Source organism: Paenibacillus sp. SAF-068, assembly GCF_051967555.1.
Classification (GTDB): Bacteria; Bacillota; Bacilli; order Paenibacillales; family Paenibacillaceae; genus Paenibacillus.
Map to the genome: position 1 here is coordinate 353,688 of NZ_JBQCJX010000001.1, position 10,002 is coordinate 363,689.

At 47.1% G+C, this 10,002-nt stretch carries 9 protein-coding genes; 5 read left to right on the top strand and 4 right to left on the bottom strand.

Annotated features, from left to right (window positions below; translation table 11 throughout):
• Window positions 1-2 precede the first annotated feature (2 nt).
• From ACTHPG_RS01445 to ACTHPG_RS01460, 4 genes are all read right to left on the bottom strand, one after another.
• Window positions 3-572 (bottom strand): YdeI/OmpD-associated family protein, encoded by a 570-nt coding sequence (locus ACTHPG_RS01445; RefSeq protein WP_440387306.1) that lies wholly within the window; start codon window positions 570-572, stop codon window positions 3-5.
• Between the two features lie 11 nt (window positions 573-583).
• Complete coding sequence (locus ACTHPG_RS01450) at window positions 584-1,093, bottom strand: DinB family protein (RefSeq protein ID WP_440387307.1); 510 nt, start codon at window positions 1,091-1,093, stop codon at window positions 584-586.
• A gap of 82 nt (window positions 1,094-1,175) precedes the next feature.
• Window positions 1,176-2,093, bottom strand: a complete 918-nt coding sequence (locus ACTHPG_RS01455; protein WP_440387308.1) for a helix-turn-helix transcriptional regulator — start codon at window positions 2,091-2,093, stop codon at window positions 1,176-1,178.
• Between the two features lie 216 nt (window positions 2,094-2,309).
• Window positions 2,310-3,227, bottom strand: coding sequence for an ArsR/SmtB family transcription factor (locus ACTHPG_RS01460; RefSeq protein WP_440387309.1), 918 nt, complete (start codon window positions 3,225-3,227; stop codon window positions 2,310-2,312).
• A gap of 399 nt (window positions 3,228-3,626) precedes the next feature.
• Here ACTHPG_RS01460 and ACTHPG_RS01465 point away from each other — a divergent pair, with 399 nt between their 5' ends.
• From ACTHPG_RS01465 to ACTHPG_RS01485, 5 genes are all read left to right on the top strand, one after another.
• On the top strand, window positions 3,627-4,538 hold the full coding sequence (locus tag ACTHPG_RS01465) for a glycoside hydrolase family 43 protein (protein ID WP_440390072.1): 912 nt from the start codon (window positions 3,627-3,629) through the stop codon (window positions 4,536-4,538).
• Between the two features lie 131 nt (window positions 4,539-4,669).
• Window positions 4,670-6,013: an ABC transporter substrate-binding protein gene (locus ACTHPG_RS01470; protein ID WP_124117108.1), complete on the top strand. Its 1,344-nt coding sequence runs from the start codon at window positions 4,670-4,672 to the stop codon at window positions 6,011-6,013.
• Window positions 6,014-6,170: 157 nt separating this feature from the next.
• On the top strand, window positions 6,171-7,061 hold the full coding sequence (locus ACTHPG_RS01475; protein WP_124117107.1) for a carbohydrate ABC transporter permease: 891 nt from the start codon (window positions 6,171-6,173) through the stop codon (window positions 7,059-7,061).
• A gap of 26 nt (window positions 7,062-7,087) precedes the next feature.
• Window positions 7,088-7,930, top strand: a complete 843-nt coding sequence (locus ACTHPG_RS01480) for a carbohydrate ABC transporter permease (RefSeq protein WP_124117106.1) — start codon at window positions 7,088-7,090, stop codon at window positions 7,928-7,930.
• Window positions 7,931-7,986: 56 nt separating this feature from the next.
• A complete protein-coding gene (locus ACTHPG_RS01485; RefSeq protein ID WP_440390074.1) occupies window positions 7,987-9,408 on the top strand; it encodes an arabinan endo-1,5-alpha-L-arabinosidase in 1,422 nt (473 codons plus the stop codon).
• The last annotated feature ends 594 nt before the right edge of the window (window positions 9,409-10,002 follow it).

The window sequence follows — 10,002 nt, forward strand, 5'->3', positions numbered from 1 at the left end:
ATTTAATAGTCCAGTAGCCGTCCGTTGTCATGCCACTGACCGTACATTTTATTTTTCTTGGTGTTGGTTATGAATTTATCCAATCTGCTCTGGAATAATACCGGCTGATGTTTGACACTTTGGATCGTATCGATTCGAACGTTTTGATATAGGGCAGGGAAGGCCTCGAAGTTTGTATACACCTGCGGGTCCTCTTTCAGCCTTTGTTCGATCTCACCTTCAATACTGAAAGCATTCGGGTCCATTACAGGTAGTACCTGTCTACCCTCGTCATGCATGAGGCCCAACTTTTCAAGACGACGGACACGTTCCTTGTTCAGTTCAGTCCATGAGCTGCGTTTGCTTCGAGGAGACAATCTCTGGGCCAATTGAGTCTCGGATATTTTCTTTTTGACCCCATCGATCCAGCCGAAACATAACGATTCCTCAACCACGTCCAAATACAGCAGGGCATCCGAAGTTGGTTTCATGCTTACAATGACCCAGCAAGATTTCTGGACTTTTCCGTGATCCTGCAACCAATTTCTCAATTCTTCCCTCGATGTCACGGGGATACAATGTACATTTTCCATCGAATCATTGTCTATACTTGAGCCGGTTCTTGATACCAGAAGAGAGAATAATCGTTCATGATGGAGGCATGCCCCAATTGACGCAGCATGGTAGATACATTGCCCCGGTGGTAGGTCCCGTGATTGACCAGATGAAATACCATTTCGGATAAGCTGGTTTCGCGGACGCCGGCAAATGGATTATCGAGCAGCACGGTTTGTTCCAGATCAGCTTGGCCCCGTAACCACTCACTGTATTGTGCCGACAGGTCGGTAAAACATTGAATGTACTCATCCACAGAACCGCGAATCTCACCATTGAGAGGCATGCATGCTTGGAGTGCCTCGGGCATACTGGTGCCCGTTAATACCAGATACCACATCTTATCCACTGCATAGATATGGCTGAGGGCATGGGCGATGGTTGGAAATGAACTGTTCACTTCCTGACTTAGCACAGAAGAGGGGAGTTCTTTGATTCTGTTCAGGATGGTTTGATTAGCCCATGCGTTGTAGTTATACATTTGTTCCGGATGATTCATGAATGATCGTCTCCTTTAATTTGGCGAGGGATGTGGTTACTTACTAAAATGATTATAAAAAAAGAAGTATGACAACAGCGTGTCATACTTCTTCATAGAGCTTGAGTGCGTTTCGAAGTTGTTCTTTCAGGATGCCACGTAATTCAATCGGTTCAAGCACCTCAGCGCCACTTCCCAAACTAAGCAGAAAAGACCAAAGCCATCTGGCCTGTAACGGTTGATGAACCGGGATGCGCATTGTCATGCTTCCATCCTCGTGAAATTGCTTATCTGCCTGTTGAAAATGATCCATGGCTTCCGCGAGCGCTTCCGGGTTCACCCGAAATACCACATCACTGACCTGATCTTGCCATGATGGATCGGACACAATCGTCGCCTGAGGAAGTTCAAGATGTTGTTGAAAGTGTTCCGAGGTCAGGTGCACGTTCATCATCCGGGACAGGCGGAACTCGCGATAATCCTGCCGTGTCTGGCAAAATCCATAAACGTACCAATTACGATATTTAAAATGAAGTCTTACCGGTTCCAGATGGCGGGGTGTATGTTCATTCTTTGTATTGATGTAGTCAAAACGGACAACCTGATGATCCGTAATACCTTTACGCAGATGAGGAAGGGCGTCAGGTTCTGTTCGGCAAGTCTCCAGATCCACCGATAGACTTGAGGTTTGATGCTCCGGTCCAATCGTTTGCAGACGTTCAATCGTGCCTTGTGCACGTGCATCTTCGAAGACCGTGGAGAGACTGCTCAGCACCGTGATCAGGGAATCCACATCATAAGAACCGAGCAAGCTTTTATCCATCTTGTATCCGTCCATCATGCCGTAACCGCCTTTGAGCCCCTGATGGGAGACGACCGGGAAGCCTGCGGCACAGATCACATCAATGTCCCGATAGATCGTTCTTGGGGACACCTGAAACTCTTCCGCCAAGGTGGAAGCAGACAATACTTCATGGTTCAGCAGTTTGTATATGATAGAGATTAAGCGTTCCAATTTCAAAAGATATCCCCGCCCGTTATTCCATTTTGTCATTCCAGGCCATTAGTATAGCACGACATAGCGAACAAGAAATGGGAACGGGATGAAACAACAAAAAAGAGTGCCGGATCGCACTCTTTAGAAGACACCATATTGTTGTGCAGAGGAACAGGCATCTTAGGTATTCTGGCAGTTCTATTGAGCTCTTTTATCTCGGGCGTTTAGCCAGAGCAGGTGCTACTCTTCTTGCACGTTATAGAGAACCCGAGCGAGCAGATTTTGTCCATAGTTTCCAAAGTTTTTGCCAAAGATCGTTAAACCTCGTTTGTTCAAAGGTCCGTCCGTAACCGCAATGCGGAAGTGGATATCGCTTTTGTAATCCAGCCCAATCTGGTCCAGTGTTACATCCGAGATACGGCATCCGTCAATATAGCTGCCTTCCTGCGTAATTCGAATCAGCTTCAGCATGCCGTACTGATTGAGATGGGGAGGCCACCATTCCGGGTTAAAGGTACCGCGTGTATTACCGAAATCCCCTGGACTCGTCCAGCAACCAATCTCAATACCGTTGACATAGAAGTAAATGTCGGAAGGGTAATTGTCGCAAAAGCCGGGTGCCTCTGACCCCAGTTCCATCGACAACTGAATTTCACTAAACGACTGATTAGGCTTGAGATAGTTGGGAATTCGATACTCCAGATAACCCTCAGCCAGCCAGATCATCTCCGCATCAATTCGCAGTGGATCAGCAAAGTAACGCGGATCGTCGAACTCTCCAACGATGCTGTCCCGGGTAGCGAGACCACATGTAGGTACAGCCTGATAATCGCTGTAATGCCCTACCTGAATCTCTACCTCATACCGATTGTTAATCTCCTGTGACCGCAGATCAACCATCAATTTTTCCTCATTGAGATAACATATCTTCTGAATTCCATGTTTGCCAACGGCGGTATTGATCTCGATCAGTCCGCTCTCTTCGAGCTTCTTGATATGCATCGTGATGGCACCATTGCTGAGTCCAAGTTTGGTTGCAAGATCATTGAGATTAAGACTTTGGTTCTTGGCGAGCAGCTCAATGATCTGAATCCGAATCTCCGAACTGAGCGCTTTGAAGATATTCACACCCGACATCAGATCTTTAATATAAATCATAGGTGGATTTCCTTTCCCCGTTCTGAACAAAGTCTCTTCGAATCAGACATTTGCACATTTATATGTTTTATTTCAGATAATTATAAATCATTCCTTCATGGAAGGGAAGGGTAGAGAATTAGATGCCAAAACCGCTGTAAATAGCGCAAATACGAAAATATAATCTATATTTTGTTCACTATTCCGGTTAATATAAGTGTTAATCAGTTCACATATATTTGAAATATACCATTGAAATGTAATGTAACCGCTTTTATAATCCTATTATACCTAAATTGATTCATTACTTCATGAACCTAATTAACCATTTGATCAGGAAAGGTGGAGTTTGGTTTGGAAAAGTTAAGCAATGTGAAGAGGTTTAAGTGGAAACGGTTGGCGTTACCGGCATTACTTGTGATGGTATTACTGCTGGCAGGTCAGTTCAAAGCTTTGGCGGCGTTCTGGAATCTGACCGGAGATACCGCTGTTCATGATCCGTCGATTATTAAAGAGGGCAGTTCCTGGTACACTTTCTCAACCGGTCCGGGCATTCAAGTATTGAAATCCGATAATGGATCGTCCTGGTATCGTGTTCCGCAAATCTTCTTAAGTAAGCCGTCCTGGTGGGCTTCTGCCGTTCCGGGACAAAGCGGATTGGATGTATGGGCACCGGACGTAGAGCAGTATAACGGAAAAGTATGGCTCTATTATTCAATCTCCACCTTTGGCTCCAATCGGTCTGCGATTGGTCTTGCGTCTGCGAACAGCATTGGAGCAGGGCAATGGAAGGACGAAGGATTGGTGCTTCAAACCACGACCGCCAATAATTATAATGCCATTGATCCGAATCTGGTCATTGATGCTTCAGGTAATCCATGGCTGGCCTTCGGTTCTTTCTGGAGCGGTCTGAAGATTGTCAAGCTGGACAAAAATACGATGAAACCGACGGGAAGCATAACTTCCATTGCTGCACGCCCGAATAACGGAGGTGCTATTGAAGGACCAAGTATTGTATATCGGGGCGGCTACTATTACCTGTTTGCTTCCATCGATTCTTGCTGTCAAGGGGTGAACAGTACCTACAAAATGGTCTATGGACGCTCGACCAGTATAACAGGCCCTTATGTGGACAAAAACGGAGTTAATATGCTGAATGGTGGCGGAACGATATTGGATACAGGCAATGTGAAATGGAAAGGTCCAGGTGGTCAGGACGTGTACAACGGCAATGTCATCGCAAGACATGCCTATGATGCAGAGGATAATGGCAATCCAAAATTGCTGATTAATGACTTGTTGTGGGACGCTAATGGATGGCCGAAATATTGATTTATTTTAGATAAATATAAAATGTTTTATAAAAGTGTTGACTAAAGTGATCTGGATTTGATAAATTAACAACAGAAATCCTATTTCATCCAATTGAATACGGTTACAAGTCCAGATCAGGAGGGGTTCAGATGGTAAAGAAAAAGAATTGGGTCACATTTATGCTTCTTATGCTGGTAAGTGCACTGGTACTTGCGGGCTGCGGAGGAGGAAGCGGCGGTGCAAGTGGGGACAAGGAGTTAACGTTTATGTTCCGCGGGGGCACAGATGAGCAGAAAGCATACCAGGCAGTGGTCAAGAAATTCGAAGAAGATCATCCGGGTGTGAAAGTCAAAATTATTGTAACGGCTGCGGATCAATATGCAACCAAGCTGAGAGCGGCAATTACAGGCAACAGCTTGCCTGACGTATTTTATTTTAACCCAGGCGATATTAAGGCCTATGTGAACAGCAATGTTCTCATGAATCTTACACCATACATTGAAAATAATGCGGATGTTGATTTGAATAACATCTGGAAATATGGAGTGGATCTATACCGTTATGACGGCAAGATGGCAGGACAGGGTGATCTTTACGGCATGCCGAAGGACCTCGGGCCATTTGCACTAGGCTACAACAAGACTTTGTTTGAAAAAGAGGGCATTCCATTCCCTGACAAGGATAAACCCTATACATGGGAAGAGTTCATTAAGGTGAATCAGCAAGCGACCAAGGATACCAACGGGGACGGTAAACCGGATGTATTCGGTACAGGTTTTAACGTACAGTGGGCACTGCAATCCTTTGTATGGAGCAATGGCGGGGACTGGCTGGATGAGAGCAAAACGAAGGTGACCATTGATGATCCGAAATTCGCAGAAGCTCTGCAATTCTTCGCGGATATGCAGAACGTATACAACATTACACCTTCCATTGAGGAAGCGCAAACATTGGATACCTATCAACGCTGGATGAAAGGGGAAATGGCCTTCTTCCCTGTAGGTCCTTGGGATATGAGTACATTCGAGACTTTGCCTTTCGAGTATGATTTGTTACCTTTCCCTGCGGGATCGACTGGCAAGTCGGCTACGTGGATTGGTTCCCTGGGGATTGGGGTATCTGCGAAATCGAAACATCCGGAAGAAGCGGCAGCATTGGTGAACTACCTAACCGCTTCGAAAGAAAGTATGCAGCAACTGGTAGATGCCAAGGTACAGATTCCCAATCTGCTTGATATGGCAGACGAGTGGGCCAAAGATACATCCACGAAACCATCCAACAAGCAGGAATTCATTGATATCGTAGAGGATTACGGACGTTCTTTGCCAGGTAACTACACGTACAATGCGGAGTGGTATGACCTCTTCTTCACAGACATCCAGCCGGTATTAGATGGCAAGATTACAGCCGCTGATTATGTGAAGCAACAACAGCCCAAAATGCAGAAGCTGCTCGACAAAGCGGTTGAACAGGAACAGAAATCTCAGAAATAGTAGATAGGAAAGGGTGATGCCGGCAGCCTGCAATCATGCTGCTGGCATCATTCGTATTGGGACTTATTGGATTCCATACGGGCATGTGGCATTCGTTGATCGGCAAGGTTCAATCGAAGAATGCCACATGCTGATACTAGAAACAGGGGTGAACACCGTGATTACGAAATCGAGTTTGTATCGCAAAGAGATGCTGTACGGATATCTGTTTATTTTACCTCCGATTCTTGGGTTGCTGATCTTTGTCATGTTCCCATTCCTCTACTCCCTCTATGGTTCCTTTACCGACTGGGATGGATTGGGTCAGATGAACTTTATCGGATTGGCCAACTTCAAGGACTTGCTAACGGATGACTTATTTTACAAAGCGATGTTTAATACATTCTTCCTGATGCTCGGGATCCCGATTGGCCTATTGCTGGCGTTGTTGCTGGCTATGGGTTTGAATCGTAAAATTCCCGGGACTACGACCTTCCGTGTAATTTATTATATTCCGGTCATCTCCTCCCTGGCTGCGGTTTCCATCATGTGGAACTGGGCGTATAACGGGGATTACGGTCTGGTGAACCAGTTCCTCGGCCTGTTTGGCATTGAGGGTCCCAACTGGCTCGCGAACAAAGACACAGTCAAACCAGCACTGATTATTATGACGGTATGGAAAGGTTTGGGATACACCATGTTATTGTACTTGGCAGCGCTGCAAAGTGTATCACGTACATATTATGAGGCGGCTGAACTGGATGGAGCCAATGGGTTCCAGATTTTCCGCAATATCACCTGGCCAATGGTGAAGCCTGTTACCTTTTTCCTCGTCGTTACAAATATCATTGGCGGCTCCCAGATCTTTACCGAGATGAACATTATGACGCCTACAGGTGGTCCTGAATATTCATCGGCTTCGATTGTCTTCTATATTTGGCAGAAAGCCTTCAGTAACCTTCAAATGGGTTATGCCTCAGCCATGGCTATGATTCTTGGTATTTTCATTTTTGTCATTACCTTGGTGCAATTCAAAATGAACGAAAAATCAGCCTATGATGGGGATTAATTGTCAAGGGAAGGAGTGAATCGGAGATGTCTTACAGTCAAAAAAGGAATTTAACGAACACGATCATTTTTATCGTACTCGCGATCGGTGCGATTGCGATGGTTGCACCACTGATCTGGATGCTATCCACCTCATTGAAGGAGAAGCAGGATGTATTCGCGCTTCCACCAGTGTGGATACCTGAAGTGTTTCAATTTGGAAAGTATAAGGAAATCTGGGAAGCAGGCCCTCTGCTAAGCGGGATCAAAAACAGCCTCATTGTTGCGGTGAGTGTAACGATCGTCGGTACGTTTACATCCAGTATCGCTGCGTTTGCTTTTGCCAAATTGAGGTTTCCACATAAAAACAAACTGTTTCTTGCTTTGCTTGCTTCCATGATGATTCCATATCCAACAGTCATGATTCCACAATTCATGATGTTCTCAAAGCTTGGCTGGACAGATACATTATTGCCGCTTATTGTACCGGGGTTGTTCGGTAATGTGATTATGATCTTCTTCCTCCGGCAATATCTGCTTAGTGTGCCAGATGCCATTATTGAAGCAGCCAAAATTGATGGAAGTTCCTATTTCCGGCTCTATTCCAGTATTACATTCCCGTTAATTAAACCTGCCGTTGCTGCACAGTTAATTCTGTGGTTCATGGGGATCTGGAACGATTATCTTGCACCGATTATCTATCTGAATTCACCGGAGAAGCAGACGCTGCAGCTGGTCATTGCCAACTTCAATGCCACGTATGCAATCCAGACGGATTATCCACTTATTATGGCAGCGTCGATTGTGGCTCTGTTACCGGTATTAATCATCTTCCTGATCTTCCAGAAACAGATTATTGAATCGGTTGCCATTTCGGGAGTGAAGGGATGAATCAGCGGAAGAGATTCCGGGGTTGGACATTTTATAAGAAAGGGGTGGTTGCTTCCATGTTGCTGTTGTTAATTACCGGTGCTACAGGTTGTGCTGGAGAAGGGGCTGGAGAAACGATGTCCCGTCCCGTCTTTCCTGAAGCTCCTCAAGATACCCAACTGTATGACACCTCCATACTGGATGATGAATCTCGTTGGACGGTGAACAATGCGCATGATCCGGCCATTATCAAAACAGACCAGGGATACTACGTCTATTCCACAGACGTGCGTGTAGCAGGAGAAGCGAAACCAGGCGTCATGGTACGCAAATCGGATGATCTGATTCACTGGACATGGGTAGGTCAGGCTCTGCCGGGCATTCCGCAAGAAGCGCTGGACTGGACAGGTGCAGTCAATCTGTGGGCACCGGATGTGATTCAGGCTGGTGATACCTATCGGATGTATTATTCGGCATCCAGTTTCGGTAGTACCCAGTCAGCCATTGGTTTGCAGACCGCTACCTCCCCCGAAGGTCCTTGGACAGATGAAGGACTGGTTGTGAAAACTTCTGCGAATGAACAAGACAAATTGAATGCCATTGATGCCAATCCCATTGTGGATGCCGAGGGGAATTCGTGGATGGTATACGGTTCATTTTTTGACGGCATCTATATTGCGCCACTCGACCCCGACACGGGGAAATTCAAGGACGAGGGATATGGTACCCGCATTGCCGCACGAGATCGTGCAACCGAAGAAGGTGCAGTCGAAGGTCCATACATTGTGTATAACCCGGAGTTCAAAAAGTATTATCTGTTCGTCTCCTATGACTCCTTATTTGAGGACTATAACGTGCGGGTTGCGCGTGCCGATTCAATCACAGGACCGTATACGGACATAAACGGCAATAACATGCTGGATACGGAGTATCTGCCGCAATATGAGATCGGCACCAAAATTCTCGGCGGTTATCGCTTCACAGAAGGTGAGGGCTGGGTTGCGCCTGGACATAACTCCGTTCTGAAGGACGGAGACGATTATTACATCGTGCATCATGCACGGGGCGAGACGGATAAAAACTGGCCATATCTGCATGTACGCAAAATGGTATGGACGAAGGACGGCTGGCCTGTGGTTTCACCTGAACGGTACGCAGGTGAGACGGCACAGGATATTCCGAAGTCCATGATTGCCGGGGAGTGGGAAGGCATGGCACTTGATCCGTCCGTGGACGGGCAGATCCAAGCCGTGCCTTATACCCTAACGGACAAAGGAAAAATTCAAAGCGAAAACGGTTCAGGAACCTGGACGTTTGATGGCAAACAAACACTGACACTGAAGTGGAAAGAAAGCCCATGGGGCGGAGCCTCCACGGAAGAGCTGAACCTGCTCCCGTCCTGGGACTGGGAGCGAAGCCAGCCTGCGCTGGTGGTAACAGGACTTAATGACCGCGGTGTAGCGGTCTGGGGCAAGCAAATTAGCGCAGCGGAGGAGTAAGGGGGCGAGCAGCGAGCTCGAAAAGAGCGAGCTGCTCCGATGGTGCACAAGCAGTGAGGGGGAGGAAGGAGCCGCAGGGGTGAGTTTGGCATCCGATTTCAACCGCCAAAAGCGGGTGGAAAAAGAAATCGGAGGACAAGAGAGCACCAAGGTCCTACCGCCCCCGAACGTCCGCTGTGCATGCAGGCTGTTCTGTTAAGGTGCGCTAGCGCACAAGACTTTCCCTGCCATTAAACAGTCAAGTTGCATTTATTCTGGCCATGGCTGAGGCCGATCAAGCATTAAATACGTGGAGAGTTGACCCTGCGAAGCGGTCAACCCCATTAGACCGAGCCACTATAAGGCTCGAAGTGAGGTTATAACCCAGCAAGCGCGAAAAGAGCGAGCTGCGGGGCTGAGGGTGCACAAGCAGTGAGGGGGAGGAAGGAGCCGCAGGGGTGAGTTTGGCATCCGATTTCAACCGCCAGGAGCGGTGGGAAAAGAAATCGGAGGACAAGAGAGCACCAAGGCACTGCCACCCCCGAACGTCCGCTGTGCATGCAGGCTGTTCTGTTAAGGTGCGCTAGCGCACAAGACTTTCCCTGCCATTAAACA